The following is a 22,096-nucleotide window of genomic DNA, read 5'->3' as shown; positions in this document are numbered from 1 at the left end:
GTCGGCACGCGGTCCCCGGTTCGAAGGCTGTTTCATTCATTTGTTGAAAAGGAGTCTGTCATGTCGATCGAAAAAGTGCTGTACCGCGCCCATGCAAAAGCCACCGGCGGCCGTGACGGCCGTGCCACGGTGCCCGAGAGCAACCTCGACCTGAAACTGACCACGCCGCGCGAGCTCGGCGGCGCGGGCGGCGCAGGCGCGAACCCCGAGCAACTGTTCGCCGCCGGCTACAGCGCGTGCTTCATCGGCGCGATGAAGTTCGTCGCGGCCCGCGACAAGATCGCGATGCCCGCGGACGCTTCCATCGAAGGCAGCGTCGGCATCGGTGCGATCCCGAACGGCTTCGGCATCGAAGTCGAACTGACGATCTCGCTGCCGGGCCTCGATCGCGACATCGCGCAAACGCTGATCGACCGCGCGCACGTCGTGTGCCCGTATTCGAACGCGACGCGCGGCAACATCGACGTCACGCTCACGCTTGCCTGATCGGTCGCACTGCGAATCATCCATCGTCATTTACGCCTGAAGCCAAGGAACACCATCATGAAAATCGTCAAGCCGCTGCTGATCGCTGCCGCCGTCGCCGCTGTACTGTCCGCCTCGACCACGGCATTCGCCGCCGGTGCCGATACCGTCCGCCCCGATGCGACGACGAGCACTTTCCTCGCCGCGCTGAACGGCCAGAAGGGCCCGGGCCTCGAAACGCTGAGCCCCGCGAAGGCGCGCCAGGTGCTGGTCGACGCGCAGAACGGCACGAAGGTCGATCTGTCCGGGATCGACGTGTCGAACCGCACGATCGAACAGGACGGCCTGTCCGTGCCGGTCACGATCGTCCGCCCGCAAGGCGCGACGGGCACGCTGCCGGTGTTCGTGTTCATCCACGGCGGCGGCTGGGTGCTCGGCGATTTTCCGACGCATGAACGCCTCGTCCGCGATCTCGTCGTGCAATCGGGGGCCGTCGCGGTATTCGTGAACTACACGCCGTCGCCGGAAGCGCATTACCCGGTCGCGATCAACCAGGCGTATGCGGCGACGAAGTGGGTGGCCGCGCACGGCGCGGAGATCGGCGTCGACGGCAGCCGCCTCGCGGTGGTCGGCAACAGCGTCGGCGGGAACATGGCGGCCGTGGTGGCGCTGATGGCGAAGGACAAGGGTGGCCCCGCGATCCGCTTCCAGGGGCTGATGTGGCCGGTCACGGACCACAACTTCAACACGGGTTCGTACAACGCGTATCAGCAAGGGCACTTCCTGACGCGGCCGATGATGAAGTGGTTCTGGGATGCCTATACGAAGAACGAAGCGCAACGCAACGAGATCTACGCGTCGCCGCTGCGCGCAAGCACCGCGCAGTTGAAGGGCCTGCCGCCCGCGCTGATCCAGGTCGCGCAGTTCGACGTGCTGCGTGACGAGGGCGAGGCGTACGGCCGCAAGCTCGACGCGGCCGGCGTCGATGCGACGACCACGCGCTACGACGGCACGATCCATGATTTCGGTTTGCTGAACGCGCTGGCCGGCGACGCGCCGACGAAGGCCGCGACGAAGGCGATGGCGAATGAACTCGCGACGCGACTGAAGTAAGCGACGGGTTCGCACTCGCGCTGCCCGTGAGGCGGGGCAGCGCGAGTGCGCATGACGACGAGGCGGGCGCATGCCCGCCTTTGTTGCGTGCGGCGCGTGAACCGGGCGAACGTGTCGGCCTGCAACCCGCACGCCCCGCACGCCCCCATCGCCCGCGATTTTTCGTCCCGGTTCGGCAGCACGAGCTCCGTCGCGAATCGCGCCGCATCGTCGGCTTCGCGTGGTGCTTCACGGCGTGCCCGCGACCACCCGCATCGTTGGCTCCGGCGCCCGCGAGGCCCCGCGCCGCGGGCATTGTTGGTACGATCGCGCGTATCGTCCACGCCGGCGCCGCAAGCCGCCGGCCATCGGTCGCGCGGCCGTACGACAGCGCGGCCCCGTTCGGGAGAAGCGTTTCATGCTGCAGGCGTTCGCGGTCTTGCTGACCTTCCAGTGTTTCGGGGAAGGCGTGTCCTACCTGTTCGGCCTGCCGGTGCCGGGCCCCGTGATCGGCATGCTGCTGCTGTTCGGCTTCGTGATGCTGCGCCCGCAAGTGGCCGACACGATCGAGCCGACCGCGCTCGAGCTGTTGCGCCACCTGTCGCTGCTGTTCGTGCCGGCCGGCGTCGGCATCATGGTGTCGGCCGACCGCGTGCGCGGCGATGCGCTCGCGGTCGTCGTCGCGCTGGCCGTCAGCACCACGCTCGCGATCGCCGTGACGGCGCTCGTCACGCGTGCACTGCTGCGGCGCCAGCGGCGCGCGGGCGATGCGGTGGAGGGCACGCAATGACGGCCTTCCCGAAACTCGGCGCGATCTGGGTCTATCTCGCCGCGAGCCCGCTGCTGGGCCTGACCATCACGCTGATCGCGTATCTGTTCGCGCAGGCCGTCTATGCGCGGGCGCGCTTCAACCCGCTCGCGAACCCGGTGCTGATCGCGGTTGCGCTGATCGTCGTGCTGCTGACGATCACGCACACGCCGTACCCGACGTATTTCGAAGGCGCGCAGTTCGTCCACTTCCTGCTCGGCCCCGCGACCGTCGCGCTCGCGCTGCCGCTGTACCGCCAGTGGTCGAAGCTGCGCCGCGCCGCGGTGCCGCTGCTGGTCGGCCTGCTCGCGGGCTCGCTGACCGCGATCGTGTCGGCGGTCGGCATCGCGGCGCTGTTCGGGGCGTCGCACCAGACGATCGCGTCGCTCGCGCCGAAATCGGCGACGACGCCGATCGCGATGGCCGTCGCGGCGGAAATCGGCGGGATTCCATCGCTCACCGCCGTGCTCGTGATCTCGACCGGGATCTTCGGGGCCGTGTGCGCGCGCGGGATCCTCAACGCCCTGCGCGTCGACGAACCGGCCGTGCGCGGGTTCGCGCTCGGCGTCGCGTCGCACGGGATCGGCACCGCGCGCGCGTTCCAGGTCAGCGAGGAGGCCGGCGCGTTCGCCGGGCTCGGGATGGGGTTGAACGGCGTGCTCACCGCCTTCGTCGTGCCGGTCCTGCTGCCGGTGCTGTCGCGCTGGATCTGAGCGCCGGCGGGGCCAGGCCGGGTTATCGGTTTCCCTGATGGCGCGGGCGACGCGCCGGAACGACGGCGTACGCGGTGCCCACGTATCGTTGCCGTTATCGGGAGAATTCAGGAACGCACAAGGACAAGTACATACTGTTCGGCTAACGTTGCATCGGCGCCGTTGTCGCAAGCGGTCGTGTGCGCGCCGGTGTTCTATCCACAATCAACAATCGACAAGGAGGTCCGGCCATGAAGAAGTCTCGCGTGGTTTCGGTGGCAGTGGCAGTAACGGCGTCGTTCGGTCTGCTGTTGGCAGCCGCGCCGGCGGCATATGGGCAGGATCCGGCGTCCGCGCCGACGCAGAAGCAGATCGACAAGGCGCAGAAGAAGGCGGCCCGCAAGGCCGCCCGGGCGCGTCACGCGTCGGACCTGAAGGCGATCGGCACGGGCAGCGGCTACCGGCTGACCAACGACCAGAGCAACTACCCGCAGAACGCCGCGCAGAAGGCGCCCGCGACGAAGGCGGCGCCCGCCGCTCCGGCGTCGGGCCAGTAACAACGGCCGGGCCTGGGCACAGCGCACACGGCGCCGGGTCGACCGGCGCCGTGTGCGCGTGTGCGGGGCCGCGAAGGCGGCCTGTTACGACGCGAGCTTGCTGGCAAGTTCCGCGACGTGCTTGCCTTGATAGCGCGCGATGTCGAGCTCGTTCGCGCTCGGCTGGCGGCTGCCGTCCGCGCCCGCGAGCGTGGTGGCACCGTACGGCGTGCCGCCGGTGATTTCGTTCATGTTGACGAGGCCGCTGCACGCATACGGCACGCCCACGATCACCATCCCGTGGTGCAGGAGCGTCGTGTGGAACGACGTGATCGTCGTTTCCTGGCCGCCGTGCTGCGTGCCGGTCGACGCGAACACGCTGCCGATCTTGCCGACGAGCGCGCCCTTCATCCACAGGCCGCCGGTCTGGTCGAGGAACGTGCGCATCTGGCCGGCCATGTTGCCGAAACGGGTCGGCGTGCCGAAGATGATCGCATCGTAGCCGGGGAGTTCGTCCACGGTCGCGACCGGCGCAGCCTGGTCGACCTTCACGCCGATCGCCCGGGCCTGGTCGACGGGAATCGTTTCCGGCACGCGCTTGAGCGTGACCTCGACGCCGGGCACCGACTTCGCGCCTTCCGCGATGTGCTGCGCCATCGTTTCGACGTGCCCGTAGGACGAGTAATAAAGAACGAGAACCTTGGCCATGTTGCGAATCTCCGATTAAAAGGGCCCCGCGTTCAGCGGGGCCCGGTTTCCCGAACGGGCTTTATGCCCACTCGGCCGTTACTTCGACCGGACGCAGGTCGAACACCAGCACTTCGGCATCCTTCCCGTCGGCGAACGTCAGCGTTCGTTCGTCGCGGATGCGCACGCCGTCGCCTTCGCCGAGCGTCACGCCGTTGACCGACACGCTGCCGCGTGCCACGTGCACGTACGCAAAGCGGTCCGGCGCCAGTTCCAGCGTCGCGCGTTCGGCGCCGTCGAACAAGCCCGCGTAAATCCGCGTGTCCTGCCGGATCTTCAGCGAACCGGCGTCGCCGTCCGGCGATACGACGAGGGCGAGCTTGCCGCGCTTGTCGTCTGCGGTGACATTCGTCTGCTGATAGCGCGGCTCGGCACCCTTCTCGGCCGGCCCCACCCAGATCTGCAGGAAGTGGACCGGCAGTTCCGGCGAGTGATTGAACTCGCTGTGGCGCACGCCCGTGCCCGCGCTCATCAGCTGCACGTCGCCCGGCACGATCACCGAGCCGGTACCCATCGAGTCCTTGTGTTCCAGCGCGCCGTCGAGCACGTACGACAGGATCTCCATGTCGCGGTGCGGGTGCGTGCCGAAGCCGCGGCCCGGCGCGACGCGGTCGTCATTGATCACCAGCAGGTCGGAGAAGCCGACTTGCTTCGGATCGTAGTAATTCGCGAACGAAAACGAATGACGGGAGCTGAGCCAGCCATGCTCCGCACGGCCACGTTGGTTTGCTGCACGGATTTCGATCATGATTTTTGTTCCTCAAGACGCCGGACCTCGGAAGTGGGACCGGCCGTTCGTTGAGGTGAATCTTAGGTCAATCGATTTGACAAATAAATGGCTGTAGAGATAATGACTGTCGCTATGGAGTAGACAATATGGAAATCAACGACCTGAGGATCTTCGTCGCGACGGTCGATGCGGGCAGCTTCACGGCGGCGGCCGATCAACTGATGCTGTCCAAGCAGTTCGTCAGCCGGCGCACGATGGCGCTGGAGGCGTCGCTCGGCGTGCGGCTGTTGCACCGGAACACGCGCAACCTCGCGGTGACCGAATCGGGGCAGGAGTTCTATGCGCGCGCGCAGCGGATCCTCGCGGAAATCGCCGACGCCGAGCAGGCGATGTCGGTGCGCAGCACCGAGTTGCACGGGTCGCTGAAAATCAGCGCGCCGCTGTCGTTCGGGATCACGCACGTGTCGCCGCTGATCGCCGAATTCCTGTCCGCGCACCCGGCCGTGCGGCTGAACCTCGACCTGACCGACCGGCGCGTCGACCTGATCGGCGAGGGCTTCGATCTCGTGCTGCGGATCGGCTCGCTTGAGGATTCGACGTTGATCGCCCGCCCGCTGGGCGCGTGGCGGATGGTCGCGTGCGCGAGCCCCGCCTATCTGAAGCGGCAGGGCACGCCGCAGACGCCGGCGGATCTCGCCGGCCACACGTGCCTGCTGTACGGGCGCGAGCGGCGCATCGGCTGGGAATTCCGCGTCGACGGCGCGGCGCGCACGTTCGACGTGCAGGGGCCGCTCGTCGCGAACAACGGCGAAGTGGTGCGCGACGCGGCGATCGCGGGGCTCGGCATCGCGCTGCTGCCGCACTTCATCGTCGGCGCGGCGCTCGACAGCGGCGCGCTCGTGCCGGTGCTCGACGCGTATGCGCCGTCGCCGATCACGCTCAACGCGGTGTTCCCACAGCATCGGGAGGGATTCGTCACGCTGCGCACGTTCATCGGGTTTCTCGCGGAACGGCTCGGGGAGGCTGCGCCCGCGGCGAAGGGCGGGGCGGGTCGGGCGCGGTAGCGGGCCGGTTTGCGGGGAATGGAGGCTTTATTATCCGCATGATTTGCGGAGAATGTTGAGCCATGCGGTGAATCGGTGGGATAATCTCCGCATCATGAGCGGAGATTACACCTTCATCTGGGCGTTGGCCGACTGGCCCGCATGGCGCTTCGACCTGCCTGCACTGGCAACGCCACTCGCCGACGTCAGCCGTGCGCAAGGCATGCTGGCCGGGCGGCTGGCGGACGTCGGCCTGGCGCTGCGCGACGAGGCCAGCCTGGCCGCGCTGACGGAGGACGTCGTCAAGACCAGTGCGATCGAGGGCGAAAGCCTGAACGTGGCATCGGTGCGGTCGTCGATCGCGCGTCGGCTCGGGGTCGATATCGGCGCGCTGGCGCCGGTCGACCGCCACGTCGAGGGCGTCGTCGACATGGTGCTGGACGCGACCACCCATGCGGCGGCGCCGGTCACCGAAGCCCGTCTGTTCGGGTGGCATGCGGCACTGTTCCCGACCGGCTACTCGGGGATGTCGCGGATCACGGTCGGTGGCTGGCGCACGGATGCGACCGGGCCGATGCAGGTCGTATCCGGGCCGATCGGCCGGCAGCGCGTGCATTTCGAGGCGCCGCCCGCCGCGCGCCTCGCCGACGAAACCGGGCGCTTGCTCGCCTGGCTCAATGCCGCGCCGGTCGAACCCCTGCTGATCCGGGCCGGCCTGGCCCACCTGTGGTTCGTCACGCTCCATCCGTTCGACGATGGCAACGGCCGCATCGCGCGCGCGCTCGGAGATCTGATCCTGGCGCGTGCCGACCGCAGTCCGCAACGCTTCTATAGCCTGTCGGCGCAAATCCAGCGCGAGCGCAACGCGTATTACGACGTGCTGGAGCGTACGCAGCGCGGTTCGCTCGATGTCACGGAATGGCTCGCGTGGTTCCTGACCGCGCTCGGCCGGGCCATCGATCACGCGCATGCGACGCTCGATGCCGTTCTGGTCAAGGCGCGCTTCTGGCAACGATGTGCCGGCGTCGCGATGAACGAGCGTCAGGCCAAGGTCATGAATCGCCTGCTCGACGGCTTCGAGGGGAAGTTGACGAGCACCAAGTGGGCGGCGCTCGCGAAGTGCTCGCAGGATACGGCGCTGCGTGACATCACTGAACTCGTCGAGCGCGGCGTGCTGCAACGCTCGTCGTCCGGCGGCCGGAGCACGAGTTACGAGCTGGTGCCGTTCGACGGCTGACCGCTATATTGCATCGGCCCGCAGATCCGGAAGGCCGGCAGGCGCCACAACGCGATCACGCTGTGCGGCCTGTGAAGGGGCACCATGCGAGCCGCGGGCTCGAACTGATCGTTGCGTGCGCATCGATCCTGTCGGTCGATGCCGCCGCGGAAGCCGCATTGCGCGACGGCATCGTGCAATGCAGCGAGGCCGCCGCGATGGTTGCGCCGACATCGAACGTCGATTGATCGGCGTCGCGCATTCGGGTTAGGCTTCGGCGAGCAACGGCATGCGCTCCATGCCGGGCCGGGCGTTTTTACCTCGAATGCCGCGTGCAGGTAGCTTCTACAGGCGCGCGATCCAGCGACGATCCAAGCCGATGATCCTCCAGAACCAATTGAATGCTCGCGTGAAAACCGCGATTTCCGCCGGCGATGCATTGCACATGCGTGTGCGATCCGTCGCGGCGGCCGCGCTGCTGACGCTGTTGCCGGCCGCCGCGCACGCGGCCGGCTTCGACTGCGCGAAGGCCGCTTCGCCAACCGAGAAGACGATCTGCGCGGATGCGGCGCTATCGAAGCTCGACGGCGACCTCGCGGCGGCGTGGAAGCAGGCGCTCGTGAAAGGCGGCGACACGGCCGCGCTGAAGGCCGCGCAGCTGAAGTGGCTCAAGCAGCGCGACCGGTGCGGCGCCGACGAATTGTGCCTCGGCGACCGCTACCGCGAACGGCTCGCGAGCCTGAACGGCAGGCCGCTGGCCGCCGATCGCTGGCAGCAGACGTGGTATCTCGACAGTGGTAATCCGTCGTTCGGTGGTGTGCTGACGTTCACCGGCACGGCGCCACGTTTGCATTTCGAGCTGAGCGGCAACAACGGCGCGAATACCGGCGAACTTGGCGGCGATATCGAACTGCACGGCAATAGTGGCACGTTCAGTCACGATCAATGCCGTCTCGACTTCAGCCTCAAGGGTGCACGCGTTCAGGTCGCGCAGCACGGCGCCGACGGCGAATGCGGCGCCGGTGCGGGCGTCGTCTACTCGGGCGATTATGTGACGGCGTCGCAGATGCAGGCGAAGCCGCCGGCGGATCTCGTGAGCCTGGATGTGCTCGCGAATGCGCAGCAGAACGCGACCGCGCACAAGCTGCTCGGCGCCGATTACCAGACGCTCGTCGACATCGTCAATTACGGTGCCGAAGCAAGGGATCTCGACGGGCTGAACGCGCACGTGACGTCGTACTGGGTGCGCGGCGTCGCGACGACGAACGCCGCGATCGTGATGCGCCGCGGCAACGATCTGTGGATCGGGCTGCTCGTGTTCGACGCGCAGAGCAACGTCCGGATGCGCTATTACTCGAACGTGCCCGCGTGGAAGAAAACCGTGCCGAAGACGATCCAGGCGTGGCACGACAGGCTCGACAAGACGCTGCCGGTCGACGTGATGCAGTGACGAGCGGGCCGGGCGGCCGAAGCTGCCCGGCGCGGCCTCATTTCTTTCCCGCTGCGCGCGCGTGCGCCGGTGGCGCAGCCGATCCCCGCGTACGCAATTCGGGCAGGACGGCATGACCGGGCCTCGTCGCGCCGTTCTCGATCGCGTCGAGCAAGGCCTGTGCGGCCTGGCGCCCGATCGCGTCGGTGTCGACCCACATCGTCGTCAGCGGCGGCTGGATTTCGCGCGCGAGCGCGACGTCGTCGAACCCGGTGATCGACAATTGCGCGGGCACGTCGATGCCGAGCGCCTGCGCCTCGAGCAGCGCGCCCAGCGCGAGCGCGTCGTTCCCGCAGATCACGGCTGTCGGCCGCGTCGCCGCATCGCTGTTCGCGATCGCGCGCAGGCTCGCCCGCCCGAAGGCGATCGTGGCCGCGCCCTCGTGCTGATGGACGGGGCGCACCGCGAGCCCGCGCGCGGCGAGCGTGTCGTGAATGCCGCGCAGGCGGGCCTGCACACGGTCGTTGTCGGCCGACGGCTGCATGATGATCGCGAAATCGCGGTGGCCGAGGTCGAGCAGGTGGGTGGTGAGCCGCGCGAATGCCGCGCGGTTGTCGAAACCGATGCAGCAGTGCGGGCTGTCGTCGCGATACGCATAAGTGACGACGTACGGCACGCGGTGCATCGCAAGGAGTTCGAACAGTTCCGGCGGATACGCTTCGCCGACCAGCGACACGGCCTCCACGCCGCGCGACAGCATCGCGCGCACCTGGGCCAGCGCCTGCGCGGGATCGTAATTCGAGCAGCCGAGGAACAGCGTGATGCCGTGCTCGGCCATGACCGTCTGCATGCCCGCGACCTGCGACGCGAACACCTGGTCGTCGAGTGTCGGAATGATCGCGCCCGTGATGTGGGTGCGCGTGGACGCGAGCGCGCGGCCCGCCGCATTCGGAATCCAGTTCAGCGCGCGCGCCGCGTCGCGCACGCGCTGCTGCACGTCGGCCGACACCTTGCCGGGATCGTTGTACACACGCGAGACGGTCGCGGTCGATACGCCGGCCAGCTTCGCGACATCGCCGAGCACCGAGCGGCCGCTGCCGCGGCGCGCCCGGGGCGCGCCGGCACGGGACGGAGGCGTGCTCATCGGCCGGCTCCCGGCGGGGCGGCAGTGAAGGCGCCCCGCGTTGTCATATGCGTCATTGTTTACCCTCGATTCGTGGTGGCACCGCTTGCATTCCCGCTCGACCCTGTGAGAATGTAAGCGCTATCTTGACGTGCTTCCGCATTATGTCAGACACATATTCTATCCATATCGTGAGATTTTCATCGACGACGGCCGATTCGGCCATTTTGTCCGCCGCGAATGTAAGCGGTTACATTGCAAAATGAGCGATATCCTTTCACCGCGCATCGCCGTCGTCGGCAGCGTGAACATCGACCTCGTGACGCGCGCGCCGCGCCTGCCGGTGCCGGGCGAGACGCTGCTCGGCACGGATTTCCAGACCGTTCATGGCGGCAAGGGGGCGAACCAGGCGGTCGCGGCCGCGCGGCTGGGCGCGTCGGTTGCGATGATCGGCTGCGTCGGCGACGACGCGTTCGGTGCGCGCCTGCACGATGCGCTGGCGGCCGAACGCATCGACGTGACGCACCTGGGCCGGATCGGCGGCACGGCGACCGGGGTGGCCACGATCACGGTCGACGCGGGCGGCGCGAACAGCATCGTCGTCGTGCCCGGCGCGAATGCGCGCCTCGACGCCGACCGGATCGACGCGGCGCGCGATGCGATCGCCGAGGCCGCGCTGCTCGTGTGCCAGCTCGAAGTGCCGGTTGCCGCCGTCGCGCGCGCCATCGCCTGTGCATCCGCGCACCACACGCCGGTGCTGCTCAACCCCGCGCCCGCGCAGCCGCTGTTCGACGCGCTGCTGGCACGGGTCGACTACCTCGTCGTCAACGAAACCGAAGCCGAATCGCTGACCGGCATCGCCGTCGGCGACGACGCATCGGCCGTGCGCGCCGCCGATGCGCTGTGCGCGAAGGGCGTCGGCAACGTGCTGGTGACGCTCGGCGCGCGCGGCGTCTGCTGGCGCGGCGGCGCCGGTAACGGCCGCCTGCGGGCGATGACGGTGGCCGCCGTCGATACGACCGCGGCCGGCGACACGTTCGTCGGCGGATTCGCGGCCGCCCGCGCGGGCGGCGCATCGATGGACGACGCGATCGGCTTCGGCCAGCGCGCCGCCGCGATCAGCGTGACGCGCCACGGCGCGCAGACCTCGATTCCGACGCGCGAGGAAGTGGCGCGCCTCGAACCCTGAATGCCGCATCAGACGGACAGGCCGGAACCGGCCGATACCAGTGACATGGAGACAACCGCAATGAACGAAACCCCGACCGTCCCGCCCGCACCGCCGCGTATCCGGCGCGGGCAACGCATCGCGCTCGCGCTGTTGATGGCGAGCGGCATCGTCAACTACCTCGATCGCGGCACGCTGGCCGTCGCGAGCGCGGCGATCCGCGGCGATCTCGGCTTGTCGCTCGCGCAGATGGGGCTGCTGCTGTCGGCCTTCTCGTGGAGCTATGCGCTGTGCCAGTTTCCGGTCGGCGGGCTCGTCGACCGCATCGGGCCGCGCCGGCTGCTCGGCGTCGGGTTGATCGTCTGGTCGTTCGCGCAGGCGGCGGGCGGCATCGTGTCGACTTTCGGCTGGTTCATCGTCGCGCGCATCGTGCTCGGCATTGGCGAGGCGCCGCAATTCCCGTCGGCCGCGCGGGTGGTGAGCAACTGGTTTCCGCTGCGCGCGCGCGGCACGCCGACCGGGATCTTCAACGCCGCGTCGCCGCTCGGCACCGCGCTCGCGCCGTTGCTGCTGTCGATCCTCGTCGCGTCGTTCGACTGGCGCTGGGCGTTCATCGCGACGGGAGCGCTCGGCCTCGTCGTCGCCGTCGTCTGGTTCGCGCTGTATCGCGATCCGGTGCGCGCGCAACTGTCCGCCGCCGAGCGCAACTACCTCGATGCCGACGCGCAAAGCGTGGCCGCGACACCGAAACTGACGTTCGTCGAATGGCGCAGCCTGTTCTCGCACGGCACGACCTGGGGGATGCTGATCGGTTATTTCGGATCCGTGTACCTGAACTGGGTCTACCTGACCTGGCTGCCGGGCTACCTGACGATGGAACGCCACATGAGCCTGATCCGGACGGGCTTCGCCGCGTCGGTGCCGTTCCTGTGCGGGTTCGTCGGCTCGCTGGTGGCCGGCTGGGTGTCGGACCTGATTACGCGCCGCAGCCGTTCGCCGGTCGTGAGCCGGCGCAATGCGGTGGTGGTCGCGATGCTCGGGATGGTCGTCTTCACGATCCCGGCCGCGCTCGTGCAGAGCAACACGGTGGCGCTCGCCTGCATCTCGGTCGTGATCTTTCTCGCGAACGCGGCGTCGGCCTGCTCGTGGGCGCTCGCGACGGCGGCCGCGCCGCCGAGCCGCGTCGCATCGCTCGGCGCGATCCAGAATTTCGGCGGCTTCGTCGGCGGTGCGCTTGCGCCGATCCTGACGGGCATCATTGCGCAGAAATGGTCGTTCGTGCCGGCGCTGCTGACCGCCGCGGCGATCGCGTTCGCGGGTGCGATCGCCTATCTGCTGCTGGTGCGCAAGCCGATTCCCGAGCAGGCCGCGAACGCCGCGCCCGGGCCGTTGCCCGCGTGAGCCTGCCCCCCCGCATTCACTGAAGCAAGGAGAAACAGATGCAACAGCAGCAAGCGAACGTGACCATCGAAGGGATCGTCCCGGTGATGCTGACGCCGTTCGACGATGCCGGCGCGATCGACTACGCAGGGCTCGAGCGGCTGATCGAGTGGTATCTCGCGCACGGCGCGGATGCGTTGTTCGCGGTCGCGCAATCGAGCGAGATGCAGTTCCTGAGTCTGGCCGAACGCGCGGAGCTCGCGCGCTTCGTGGTCGAGCGGGTAGCCGGGCGCGTGCCCGTCGTCGCGTCCGGGCACATCAGCGACGATCTCGACGCGCAGGCCACGGAGCTGTGCGCGGCGGCCGAATCGGGCGCGCAGGGCGTCGTGCTCGTGACCAACCGCCTCGATCCGCAGCGCCAGGGCAGTGCCGCGTTGCTCGACCACCTTCACCGGCTGCTTGCGCGATTGCCGTCGGACCTGCCGCTCGGGCTGTACGAATGTCCGGCGCCTTACCGGCGGCTGCTGTCGGATGACGAACTGCGCGCGTGCATCGACACGGGCCGGTTCGTGATGCTCAAGGACGTGAGCTGCGACCTGGAAACGGTGAAGCGGCGGGTCGCGCTCGCCGAGGGCTCGCCGCTGAAGATCCTCAACGCGAATGCCGCGATCGCGCGGGATGCGATGAAGGCGGGTTCCGCCGGCTTCAACGGCGTGTTCACCAACTTTCATCCGGATCTGTACCGGTGGTTGCGCACGCAAGGGGATGCGCATCCCGAACTGGCCGACGAGCTTTCGACGTTCCTGGTCGTCTCGGCTGTGTCGGAGGCGCTCGGGTACCCGGCGCTCGCGAAGCTCTATCACCAGCGGATCGGCACCTTCGCGTCGATCCGCTGCCGTGCGATCGACTACGACGTGCGTGAACGATTCTGGGCACTCGATGCGGTGCTCGACAAGATCGTGGCCGGCACCGAGCATTTCCGTCGTCGGATCGCTGCGCAATAGGGTATGTGGTGTGCCGTCCGTGTTCTGCGGTGCGCGACGGCATCGCGTGCCGTACAGGCGGATGCTTGCGCGTGCGGGCGTCGGGAGGCGCAGGGCGGCGCACGGTGGCTGCAAGCACGGTCGGTTTGTCGCGATGCGTTGCGTTGTGTACGCGTCGCGACAAGCGGTGTTGGTGGCGTATCCGCGATCGCCGATGATGTGAACCCGGCGCGTGCTCGGCCCCAACGTATGGCGCGGCGAATCCATCGGCCGTTTCTATGCTGTCGAGGGCGGCAAGGGTACCTGTCGCGGCGGGGCCGCTGCATTCGTCGACGGTCAGGGGTGCCCGTCGTCATGAATGACGATGGGCTGTCGACACGGCACCGACGCGCGGTCCCACCTTCATCCGTTTCATCGCACTATCCCGTCGGCGAGCCGCGAGCCGCGAGCCGCGAGCCGCGAGCCGCGAGCTGTGAGCCGCGAGCGCCGAGCCTCAAGCCTCAAGCCTCAAGCGCCGGTGCCGAGCCAAGCCAAGCCAAGCCAAGCCAAGCCAAGCCAAGCCAAGCCAAGCCAAGCCAAGCCAAGCCAAGCCAAGCCAAGCCAAGCCAAGCCCCAACCGCGGCGCCGCCGCTCGTCCGTCCGACGCGTTGTGCCCCGCGATCTGCCGCCGCCGGCTGACCGGTGCATGTTCACATCGGGTGACAAAAGCACACAAATCTGATCATCCCCCCTCATCGTTTCTTGTAACGATTCGTAATATCGCGCCGCCGAGCGCTTTTCCCGACGAACCGTTGAATCCGCATCCGCTTCCCATGCAACACGTCACGACGACAAGCCAGCCACCGATCCTGGCGGCACCGGTAGATCCCATGCTGCATGCCGTGATCGATGAGGTCGTCCACCGGAGCGTGTCGGAAGCGACGACGCGCAGCGGCTACATGCGATGTGCCGACTACGCGATCGTCGGCGCGCAGGTGCTGACGCTGCTGACCGGCAAGCCGTACCGGCCGTTCGCGGGTGGGGAGGTGCTGGATTTCGGCGGCGGCAACCTGTATGCGCTGTGCACGACGCGCGAGCGGCGCCGCACCGCGCGGCATCTGTCGCAGCTCGCGAGGTATCACTGCTGGATCGAGGCGCGTCATGACGATATCGGCGGCCGTGCGCGCAAGGAAATCGTCGATTTCACGCTGCGCCACGACGAGACCGTGGCGAGCCATCTGGGGATGCCGTACGCACGTGCGTACCAGGCGTATTTCTGGGGCTGGGACGACGAGCACGCGGTACCGGCCGAACTGCACGGTCATCCGGTCTTCGCGAAACAGGGCCCCGTGTGGCGCTGGGCGGAGCGTGAATGCACGTCGCTGCTGCGCGCATACGAGCGCGAACGGCCAGGCTATTTCGGGCGTCAGGTGTCGCGTGCGATCGATTTGTTTGCCGATCGCGTCGAAGGTCTCGGCTGACCGCACGGCCTGCCGTGACGGAGCGAACCGCGGAAGGGCGCCCGGCGCATGCTTGCGCACCGCCGGCGTCTGCGTGATGTGTCCAGGCGGGACGCCGTGCACGGCGGCGTGAGCCGGTCGATCCATTGACCGGCAGCCGCCGCCACGATCATCCGGCGGCCCGGGCGCGCATCACTTGTTCGCCAGCGTGCCGCTGCTGTTGGCGCCGCCGAACAGCCGCGTCAGGTATTGCGTGTTCGAGTTCATCTTGGCCATCAGCGTATTGAGCGCCGTGAACTGCGCCTGATACTGCTTGGTCAATTGCGCGGCGTAGTCGGCCAGATCCGTCTGCTGCTGCGTGACGCGCTTCAGGTTGGCACTCAGCGCGTTCGTGCGCACTTCGATCATCCCGCCTTTTTTCGTGAAGGGCGCGATCTGGTCGGTCAGTTGCTTGCCCATCCCGTTCGTCGAGTTGAACAGGCGCGCGACCCCTGACGGGTTGTTGGACAGCGCACTGTCGAGCTTCGCGCTGTCGGCCTTCAGCGTGCCGTCCTTCTCGAGCGAGATGCCGATCGCCATCAGGTTCGTGTGTCCGTTGCCGTTCTCGTTCACGACACCGCGCGCGACGATCGACGCGAGCGAGTTGCGGATCGTGTTCAGCGTCGAATCGCCGATCAGCGCACCCTGCGAGCTCGCCCCTTCCGTGTAGCTCGACAGCGCGCCCATCGTCTTGACGACGGTGTTGTACAGGTTCACGAAGTTCGTGATCGTGGCCGCCTGCGACTTCGTATCGGTGCTGACCGTCAGCGTCTGCGTGTCGGTCGCGCTGACCGCGGCCGCCGACAGGTTCAGCGTGACGCCGCTCAGCACGCCCGACACCGTGTTGCTCGCGCTGGTCGACGCGATGCCGTTGAGCGTGAACTTCGCGTCCTGCGCGACGGCGCTTTGCCGCCACGCGGCCGCGCTGTTCGCCGATTCGATCTTCGACGCGCCGCCCGTCGTGTCCGCCGTCGACGTGACGCCGAGGTTCGACAGCCCGTTGTCGTTGGCCACGTTGCCGACCGCGACGCTGATCGCGTTCGCGGAGCCCGTCTTCGTCGACGCGAGCACGAGGTGCGCGCCGTCGGTGCCGTTGATCACGGTCGCGCTGATCCCCGGGTTATTCGCCGCGGAGTTGATCGCGGCCGCGATGCCCGACAGCGTGTTGTTCGTGCCGGTGACGTCGACCTTGAACGACTGGCTGCCGAGCGACAGCGTCAGCGTGCCGGTGCCGAGCGCCTTGCTCCCGTCGAAGCCCGACGAAGCCAGCGCCTGCGCGGTCGCGGTCTGCGTGACGCCGATCGTGTAGGTGCCGGCCACCGCGCCCGCGCCCGCCGTCGCGGTCAGGCCCTTGCCGCTCGCGATCGCGGTGAACGTCGACTGCAGCCCGCCATTGGTCAGCGAGGCGAGGCCCGCCTCGAGCGCACCCAGCGCCGACGACAGCGCGCCGAATGCGGAAATCTGCGTCGTGCCGGTGGTCTGCGACGCGGCGAGCGCCGCGGCCCGGCCGGCGGTTTTCGCGTTCACCAGCGTCTTGACGAGCGTGCCGACGTCCATCGACGGATTACCGGTCGAGCCGTTGATGATCGATTGCGCCGCCTGTTGCAACAGGCTGTTCGTGTTCGCGCCGCTGGTCACGGGCGTGTTCGTTGCCATGGGTGGTCTCCGGTTGAATGACGATCCCGTGACGAGCGGCTGCCGGATCGGCCTGCGGCGCTTCGAAGGCAGGGCGCGTCCGGCGCGACGCGTTCCCGGGGTTCACGGGAGTGTCGGGAAAACGTAAGGACGTGCGCTATCGTATATTTAAATCGGTATTACTTGGTAATTTTTTGTAATGCATGTTGAGAAAAATGCAGACGGGAACGGGGTGTTTGAGTGAGGGCTAAAGGTCTGCGATTTTTTGCCGTAAACACACCGTTTTGGCTGTATTTATTCAAGCATTTTTCCCGGTGTTGAAAACTGGCAAAGGGCGAGAATGATTGGTCAAGGTTTTGCGCTGATTCTGCTAAACATCGGATCGATCGACGGTGTGTGGAAAGGGTGTTTCCTGGTCGATGACGGGCTGAAATCCTTGTCTGACGGACGACATGCGTCACCGGCGATTCCAGTCCGCCTGCCCGCGAAACGTTTTCGCATTGCGGATGTTCGTTTCCGGGCCATGAGATTTTTTATGAAACAGAATGCCCGGTCGATTGCAATGCGGGTCGAGTTGCGGGAATCAAGTCGGCCTTTGTGAATCGATATTGAACCCGCCGTTTAATGACAAGTTCGATATGCGCGGTTGTGACCGATTTGTGTCAATTGAAGCCGAAAATATCGATTGAATCAGGTGACCTGAAAGAAGCGGGGCGTTTCCGTGTTCCGGAAACATGCGGCGGGTTGATTTGCACTGCCTGCCGACCTTTGGCTGTCGGCGTTTTTGTCTTCGATTGTCCACTCAAGGGAGACAGCGAATCCTTCTTTGGCGGATTGATGATTCCTGGCGAGACAGTAGACTGCACCCGTGCTTCGCCAGAACCGATCGGAAGCGCGCCGGGAACGGCGCAACCCGACGGATTCTTCGGCGGCGGGCGCTCCGGCCTGCTGTCCGATCGTGCGAGGAGTGATTCGGCGCCTCCCGGCACCGGATGCATCAAACCGTCAATTCAAGGGTGATATTGCTATGCGTTACGTTTCGCTGGAGTCGAAGAAGGACGAGCTGCTGCTGGCGGCTCGCGTGCTGTTGATGATCCTGTTCGTGCTGTTCGGCTGGCAGAAGCTGAACGGCTTCTCGGGCACCGTCGCGTACATGGCGTCGACGGGGAACCCGGCGCCCGAACTGGCCGCGGTGATCGCGGTGGCGGTCGAGCTGGTCGGCGGCCTGCTGATCGCGGCCGGCTTCTATACGCGTCCGCTCGCACTGGTGTTCGCCGCCTATACGCTCGCGACCGCGCTGATCGGCCATCGCTACTGGGCGCTGCAGGGGATGGAGCAATACATGGCGATGATCAACTTCTACAAGAATGTGAGCATCATCGGCGGGCTGCTGTTGCTCGCACTGACCGGGCCGGGACGGTATTCGCTCGACCGGAAGTAAGGCGGGGCGGCGTTTCTGTCCGGCTCGGAGCCCGGTGCACGAAAGTGCGCCGGGTTTTGTTTTTGTGGGCGGGGCGTGACGTGTGGCGCGTGCGGCGTGGGTGCTGCGTTGCCAAACGAACAGGTTCCGGACATGATTGCGCGTGCACAGTGACGCTGTTCACGCCGCGTTGACTCAGGTGTTTTCGCATCGCGTTTCAATGTGCTGCCCATGTTCTGCCCTCGCATTCGGACGATTCCGGTGACGCGCGCGAGGCCGCAGCGCACACGCATTGCTGCTTGCAATGCGTATCGGCAGCGACCGGGCGCACGACCGCGGCGTCTCGCATAAATCGTCTGCTTCAGGACATTGCCGACGGAGAACGACGACGTATGAGTCCGGAAGACTTGCTGTCCTACTACGAACGGGAACTAACCTTCCTGCGGCAATACGTGCGCGAGTTCGCCGCGCGCTATCCGAAGATTGCAAGCCGGCTGTCGCTGACCGGCGGGATGGACAGCGGCAGCATGGACCTTCACGTCGAGCGTCTGGTCGAGTCGTTTGCGTTGATGGCGGCACGTACGGCCCGCCATATCGACGACGACTATCCGCGGTTTACCGAGGCATTGTTCGAGACGCTGTACCCGCACTACTTGCGCGCGTTTCCGTCATGTTCGATCGCGCACTTCGAGATGGATAGCGGCCGGGCGGCACAGATGTCCGCCGCCGTCACAGTGCCGCGCGGTACGCAGCTTTACAGCCGGCCGCTCAACGGATCCAAGATATTGTTCCGGACTGCGTATGACGTCACGCTTTCGCCGTTGCAGCTGACGGGGGCGAAGTTCCGCTCCATAGCCGACGTGCCGCGCACGTTGCGCCTGCCTGCCGGTGCGACGGCGCTGATCTCGCTGACGTTCGCGATTCAATCCGCCCATCTGTCGATCGCCGAGCTGAACGTGGATTCGATACGGCTCTACACGCAAGGCGCGCCCGGCTTGACCGCGGCGCTTCGCGACGCGCTGTCGATGAAGGCGTTGCGCGCCTATGTCGAGCCGGCTCACGGCGGCCGGTGGATCGAACTCGACGGTACGCCTTGCACTGCGGCAGGCTTGGGCCGTGCGGACAGTCTCGTCCCGTATCCCGAATCGGCGGACCCGGCCTACCTGCTGCTGACGGAGTTTTTCGCGTACCCGGAAAAATTCGGCTTCTTCGACTGCGATCTGCGTCAGGCCGGCCGACTGGGCGGCAGGCAGTTCGGCATTCATGTCGTGTTGAAGAACATTCCGGCCGAATCCGCCGCCGCGCAGGTACTGGCGGCGCTCGACGCGAGTCACCTGGTGCCGGGCTGTACGCCCGTCGTCAACCTGTTCGAGGCGGTGGGCAAACTGGGCGAGCGATCGAGCACGTCGGACGCTGCCGACGCATACGCGCTGGAGGCGGATGAGCAGAGTGCCCATGCGTGCACGATCTATTCGGTGGACTCGGTCGCGCAGGTGAAGGCGTCGCCCCAAGGCAACCAGGCCGTGGTGCTCGACCCGCTGCCTTCGCTGCGCCATGGGCGGCATGCGGGGGCGGAGGCACTCTACTGGCAAGCCGTCCTTAATCGCCGGGCGACGCCGGGCAGTCCCGGCGAGGACGCGACGCTGACGTTCGTGAGCGGTGACGTCGAGCGCCGGGCGCCGCCACCGGCACTCGACATCAGGCTCACCTGCAGCAATGGCGATCTGCCCGAGCGGCTGGGTTACGGATCGCCGATGGGAGACCTGATGATGGAAGGCGGCAGCCTTGCGCGGCGGATTACGTTGCTGCACCGGCCGACCCGGTCGTTGCATCCCCGGCAGGAACGCGGGGCGCAGTGGCGACTGATTTCGCAACTGTCACTCAATGCCGTGTCGTTGACGGGTGGCGCGGGCCCTCTCCGCGACTTGCTCGCGCTGCATGATCTGCAACGGTCGACCTCATCGGTCCGGCTGATCGACGGCGTCGTGAAGCTTGCGCAGAAGGCAGTGACGGCGTGGGTCACCGAGCGAAACTTCGCGGGTATCGTCCGCGGTATCGAGCTTCACCTGACCGTCGACGAAGACGCATTCGTCGGCACGGGTACCGGCATTCATGCATTTGCGCAGGTCGTGGACAGGCTCCTGCGCCTGCACGTGACGACGAGCAGCTTCACCCAGTTGATCGTCTTCTCGAGCCGTACCGGTGACATGTTGCTGCGCTGCCCGCGCCGCGCCGGCAACGGATTCCTGACTTGAGCGCACCTGTGTACCTGCGCCGGTGCCGCCACGCATGAAGAAGGCGGTCTTCCGTCACGCATGAGCCGAGCCGCCGGCCGCGTCGGGTGCGATGTCATGGCTGACGACGATCGCGCCGCGCATCAGCGGATCGCTGATCGAAACGGCCAGCGTTGGCCGTTGCGCATCGACTGCGTGAGCACTGGCGGCGGCGATCAGGCCGAGCGCCAGCGCGCCGCCGCCATCGCCATTCGCGATGCCAAGGTGACGGCAACGCAGCCGGACGTCGGGGTCGTCGGGCCACGTGCGCTGCGCCGCATCGCCGATCTCCGTGCGACGGCTGCTGCGTTGGTCCGCGTCGCTCACCAGTGCGCAGCCGGTCATGGCCGGTTCGGCGTCCGACATGCGGGCGACGGCCTGCCGAAGCAGCCCGGCCACTGTCTCGCCGTCGGGCTGCCCAGTCGACGAGCGCTGTTCGGCGGTCACGAGCCGATGAATCAGCGGCGCGCCCGGCGTGCCGGCCGACATCGGCAGCGCGAGCAGGAGTGCGCACGCGCCTTCGCCGAGTACCTGGCCGTCGGGGCGATTGTGCGCGAACAGCCGGTCGGCATGGGCGAGTGCGGTCACCGTCGGCTGGCTTAACGTCGAATCGCACGCCAGTACGAGATGTCGGGTCGTCGCGTGCGACCGGTGAAGCGCGACGTTCAGCGCATCGAGCGCGGCGAGTGCTTCAACCGGATGCGCAATGAAGGTGACTTGTGCCGGCTCGACGGTCGGACGCCAGCGACCGCGTTCGAGATGCCGGTCGAGCCAGGCCGTGAGTGCCGGCGCATCGGCGCGCCAGCGCTCGGGCAGCAGAAGGTGCAGCGCAAATGGCGGTACCGCGCCCTGCGACGTCACGCCGGGCGGCGTGACGGGCGTGGTGGCATGGCGTGCCATCAGCTCGTCGATCGCTTCGGCTACCAGCATCATCGCGCGGCGCTGCTCGTCGTTGTCGCTTGGCATGACGTCGAGCGCCAGCATGCCGTCGTCAGGGGCGTCGCTCCAGATTGACGCGGCCGTGGCCGCGAACACCTTCGTGCCGTCAGGTCGCTGCAGCGTCGGGTGCAGGCCGACGACCCGCCCGTCGCGGGCAAGCGCGAGCACGTCCTCGACATGCATGCCCGCCGGCAGGCGCAGGCTGGCGTCGAGCAGCGCCATCGTCCACGTGAGCGACGGATCCTCGGCAGCCGCTTCGGCCGGCACGCCGGAAGCTTGCGGTCCGGGCCTCGGTGCCGGGCTCGGCACGGGTGCGAAGCCCCTGCGGAGGCTGGCCACCCCGATGACGAGCAATAGCGGCACCCCGACGCCGCCCATGAACAGTTCCTTCAGGCTCGGCACGTGGCCGGTCGCTTTCCAGTACGCACCGGCCATCAGCCAGACGGAGACGAACGCGGCGGCCACCCGGACGGCCGCGCGAACCGGCGATCGCCCGCCCGGGCGATCAGCCGGAGAGTCGGGCGCCGTGCTCATTCGCTGCCGGTATTCGACTGGCTGGCGATCAGGATCGCGCCGCACTGCGTCTTGTGGCCATCCCGGGCGACGGCGCGACTTTCGATAATCGCGGTGTCGTCGCCTTCAGCGATGAAATTGACGCCATGAAGCGGGCAGGTAACCGTGTCGTCGCGACGGGCAATTCCCTTGCCGTCGATTTTGGCAATGCCTGACGCACTGGTCACGACGCCGCCGTGGCTGTGTTTGTCCCCGAGAACAATAAACGGGCGCGTCATATTGAGGCCTCCTGCTGTTTTTGAATATGCCGCTTCGAGCGATCGGTATTTAATTCGAGGTTTACGACGACCGATGGATGGTGGTCGGTAATTAATGCTGTTTTGTGGCGGCTCCCACCGCTGAATACGTCCGGCACACGCCGGATCG

General features: G+C 67.1%; 22 protein-coding genes. 16 read left to right on the top strand and 6 right to left on the bottom strand.

The genetic code is table 11. The features are described 5' to 3' along the window. Nucleotides 1–60: 60 nt before the first annotated feature. The 5 genes from E9536_RS28895 to E9536_RS28875 all read left to right on the top strand — a co-directional run bounded on the left by E9536_RS28895 (nucleotide 61) and on the right by E9536_RS28875 (nucleotide 3,614). A complete protein-coding gene (locus E9536_RS28895; RefSeq protein ID WP_059678157.1) occupies nucleotides 61–486 on the top strand; it encodes an organic hydroperoxide resistance protein in 426 nt (141 codons plus the stop codon). A 57-nt stretch (nucleotides 487–543) separates the two neighbouring features. Continuing rightward, nucleotides 544–1,578 carry an alpha/beta hydrolase gene (locus E9536_RS28890; RefSeq protein WP_060170102.1) on the top strand — a complete coding sequence of 345 codons (1,035 nt, stop codon included), beginning with the start codon at nucleotides 544–546 and terminating at the stop codon, nucleotides 1,576–1,578. Between the two features lie 397 nt (nucleotides 1,579–1,975). Then, nucleotides 1,976–2,347 carry a CidA/LrgA family protein gene (locus E9536_RS28885; RefSeq protein ID WP_136471591.1) on the top strand — a complete coding sequence of 124 codons (372 nt, stop codon included), beginning with the start codon at nucleotides 1,976–1,978 and terminating at the stop codon, nucleotides 2,345–2,347. Continuing rightward, nucleotides 2,344–3,078 carry an LrgB family protein gene (locus E9536_RS28880; protein WP_048028849.1) on the top strand — a complete coding sequence of 245 codons (735 nt, stop codon included), beginning with the start codon at nucleotides 2,344–2,346 and terminating at the stop codon, nucleotides 3,076–3,078. The genes E9536_RS28885 and E9536_RS28880 overlap by 4 nt, the downstream gene beginning before the upstream one ends. A 230-nt stretch (nucleotides 3,079–3,308) precedes the next feature. Then, nucleotides 3,309–3,614, top strand: a complete 306-nt coding sequence (locus tag E9536_RS28875) for a hypothetical protein (protein ID WP_136471589.1) — start codon at nucleotides 3,309–3,311, stop codon at nucleotides 3,612–3,614. Between the two features lie 84 nt (nucleotides 3,615–3,698). Here the strand turns inward: E9536_RS28875 and wrbA are convergent, their stop codons facing one another. After that, complete coding sequence (gene wrbA / locus E9536_RS28870) at nucleotides 3,699–4,301, bottom strand: NAD(P)H:quinone oxidoreductase (RefSeq protein WP_027792153.1); 603 nt, start codon at nucleotides 4,299–4,301, stop codon at nucleotides 3,699–3,701. A gap of 61 nt (nucleotides 4,302–4,362) precedes the next feature. After that, complete coding sequence (locus tag E9536_RS28865; protein ID WP_059693649.1) at nucleotides 4,363–5,088, bottom strand: pirin family protein; 726 nt, start codon at nucleotides 5,086–5,088, stop codon at nucleotides 4,363–4,365. A gap of 128 nt (nucleotides 5,089–5,216) precedes the next feature. Between E9536_RS28865 and E9536_RS28860 the strand changes: the two genes are divergently transcribed. The 4 genes from E9536_RS28860 (at nucleotide 5,217) to E9536_RS28850 (ending at nucleotide 8,779) form a co-directional block, all read left to right on the top strand. Beyond that, complete coding sequence (locus E9536_RS28860; protein WP_021160675.1) at nucleotides 5,217–6,134, top strand: LysR family transcriptional regulator; 918 nt, start codon at nucleotides 5,217–5,219, stop codon at nucleotides 6,132–6,134. 94 nt (nucleotides 6,135–6,228) lie between these two features. Beyond that, a complete protein-coding gene (locus E9536_RS28855; RefSeq protein WP_211097505.1) occupies nucleotides 6,229–7,350 on the top strand; it encodes a Fic family protein in 1,122 nt (373 codons plus the stop codon). 71 nt (nucleotides 7,351–7,421) lie between these two features. Further along, the gene (locus E9536_RS41610) at nucleotides 7,422–7,577 is read left to right on the top strand and encodes a hypothetical protein (protein ID WP_168799582.1); all 156 of its coding nucleotides are present in this window, start codon (nucleotides 7,422–7,424) and stop codon (nucleotides 7,575–7,577) included. A gap of 197 nt (nucleotides 7,578–7,774) precedes the next feature. Next, nucleotides 7,775–8,779, top strand: coding sequence for a lysozyme inhibitor LprI family protein (locus E9536_RS28850; protein ID WP_247873526.1), 1,005 nt, complete (start codon nucleotides 7,775–7,777; stop codon nucleotides 8,777–8,779). A gap of 37 nt (nucleotides 8,780–8,816) precedes the next feature. On the opposite strand, the gene E9536_RS28845 is transcribed toward E9536_RS28850, so the two are convergent. Then, nucleotides 8,817–9,902 (bottom strand): LacI family DNA-binding transcriptional regulator, encoded by a 1,086-nt coding sequence (locus E9536_RS28845; RefSeq protein WP_136471585.1) that lies wholly within the window; start codon nucleotides 9,900–9,902, stop codon nucleotides 8,817–8,819. Between the two features lie 241 nt (nucleotides 9,903–10,143). Between E9536_RS28845 and rbsK the strand changes: the two genes are divergently transcribed. From rbsK to E9536_RS28825, 4 genes are all read left to right on the top strand, one after another. After that, on the top strand, nucleotides 10,144–11,070 hold the full coding sequence (gene rbsK, locus E9536_RS28840; RefSeq protein ID WP_027792148.1) for a ribokinase: 927 nt from the start codon (nucleotides 10,144–10,146) through the stop codon (nucleotides 11,068–11,070). Between the two features lie 60 nt (nucleotides 11,071–11,130). Then, nucleotides 11,131–12,450 carry an MFS transporter gene (locus E9536_RS28835; protein ID WP_060085970.1) on the top strand — a complete coding sequence of 440 codons (1,320 nt, stop codon included), beginning with the start codon at nucleotides 11,131–11,133 and terminating at the stop codon, nucleotides 12,448–12,450. Between the two features lie 38 nt (nucleotides 12,451–12,488). Continuing rightward, nucleotides 12,489–13,433, top strand: a complete 945-nt coding sequence (locus tag E9536_RS28830; protein ID WP_136471583.1) for a dihydrodipicolinate synthase family protein — start codon at nucleotides 12,489–12,491, stop codon at nucleotides 13,431–13,433. Nucleotides 13,434–14,224: 791 nt separating this feature from the next. Further along, nucleotides 14,225–14,872: a hypothetical protein gene (locus E9536_RS28825; protein ID WP_027792145.1), complete on the top strand. Its 648-nt coding sequence runs from the start codon at nucleotides 14,225–14,227 to the stop codon at nucleotides 14,870–14,872. A 171-nt stretch (nucleotides 14,873–15,043) separates the two neighbouring features. Here E9536_RS28825 and fliD read toward each other — a convergent pair whose 3' ends face one another. After that, entirely contained in the window at nucleotides 15,044–16,546 is a 1,503-nt protein-coding gene (fliD, locus tag E9536_RS28820) for a flagellar filament capping protein FliD (RefSeq protein WP_136471581.1), read from the bottom strand. A 645-nt stretch (nucleotides 16,547–17,191) separates the two neighbouring features. On the opposite strand from fliD, the gene E9536_RS28815 reads away from it, so the two are divergent. From E9536_RS28815 to tssF, 3 genes are all read left to right on the top strand, one after another. Further along, nucleotides 17,192–17,545: a hypothetical protein gene (locus E9536_RS28815; RefSeq protein ID WP_136471579.1), complete on the top strand. Its 354-nt coding sequence runs from the start codon at nucleotides 17,192–17,194 to the stop codon at nucleotides 17,543–17,545. A gap of 7 nt (nucleotides 17,546–17,552) precedes the next feature. Beyond that, nucleotides 17,553–17,966: a DoxX family protein gene (locus E9536_RS28810; RefSeq protein WP_027792143.1), complete on the top strand. Its 414-nt coding sequence runs from the start codon at nucleotides 17,553–17,555 to the stop codon at nucleotides 17,964–17,966. 371 nt (nucleotides 17,967–18,337) lie between these two features. Next, on the top strand, nucleotides 18,338–20,200 hold the full coding sequence (tssF, locus tag E9536_RS28805; RefSeq protein WP_136471577.1) for a type VI secretion system baseplate subunit TssF: 1,863 nt from the start codon (nucleotides 18,338–18,340) through the stop codon (nucleotides 20,198–20,200). 54 nt (nucleotides 20,201–20,254) lie between these two features. Here tssF and E9536_RS28800 read toward each other — a convergent pair whose 3' ends face one another. Together E9536_RS28800 and E9536_RS28795 are read right to left on the bottom strand one after the other, a co-directional pair. Continuing rightward, nucleotides 20,255–21,691 carry a hypothetical protein gene (locus E9536_RS28800; RefSeq protein ID WP_136471575.1) on the bottom strand — a complete coding sequence of 479 codons (1,437 nt, stop codon included), beginning with the start codon at nucleotides 21,689–21,691 and terminating at the stop codon, nucleotides 20,255–20,257. Continuing rightward, the gene (locus tag E9536_RS28795) at nucleotides 21,688–21,948 is read right to left on the bottom strand and encodes a PAAR domain-containing protein (RefSeq protein WP_059492511.1); all 261 of its coding nucleotides are present in this window, start codon (nucleotides 21,946–21,948) and stop codon (nucleotides 21,688–21,690) included. The genes E9536_RS28800 and E9536_RS28795 overlap by 4 nt, the downstream gene beginning before the upstream one ends. Nucleotides 21,949–22,096: the final 148 nt, after the last annotated feature.

It is taken from the genome of Burkholderia sp. LS-044 (assembly GCF_004803625.1).
GTDB classification, from domain to species: Bacteria; Pseudomonadota; Gammaproteobacteria; order Burkholderiales; family Burkholderiaceae; genus Burkholderia; species Burkholderia cepacia.
Note: the sequence above shows the minus strand (reverse complement) of the source record. Positions and strands in the feature narration are given on the sequence as shown.